General features: G+C 68.8%; 1 protein-coding gene. It reads left to right on the forward strand.

Annotated elements, in window-relative coordinates:
- Positions 1 to 530, forward strand: a 530-nt coding sequence (locus AC1DWF_RS36495; protein WP_476843323.1) for an SGNH/GDSL hydrolase family protein, incomplete at its 5' end; no start/stop codon positions are given.
- Positions 531 to 597 lie beyond the last annotated feature (67 nt).

Below are 597 nucleotides of genomic sequence, written 5' to 3' on the forward strand. Positions count from 1 at the left end.
CGGCGCGGCTCGAGACACTTTTGAAGGCGGCGCTCCCCGGCCACGACATCAGCGTCATCAATGCCGGGCGTTCCGGCGAGACCACGACGGAGATGTTGGCCCGGATCGATCGGGATGTGCTTGCCCGCGACCCGGACMTCGTGATCTGGCAGGCCGGCGCCAATGAGGTGCTGAAGGGTTCCGATCCCGCGGTCTTCGCAGCGCAGATGCAGGACGGGCTGGACCGTCTGCGCGAGGCCGGCATCACCGTGGTGCTGATGGACAATCAGCGTTCGCCCCGCATCCTCCGGTCCCCCGGGGGCGCCCGTTTCCCCGAGATCCTGCGCAGCTTGGCCCGCGAGCGGCGCGTGGCACTCTTCCCCCGCGGCCGGGTGATGTCGGCCTGGGCCGAAGCCGGCCTGCCCGCCGCCGAGGTCCTGTCGCCGGACGGCCTGCACCACAATGATCGCGGCTATGCCTGCCTCGCCGAAGCCTTGGCCAGCGCCCTGCTCGAGGCGGTCGGGGTCAGAACCGTGATTGCCGGCCGCTAGGCGCGTGACGCAACATATCAAGTCGAAACCGGAGAAGTCTTCATGAGCGGTTTGAAGCCCCTGGCAC

The organism is Aminobacter sp. P4_D5 (assembly GCF_056401815.1).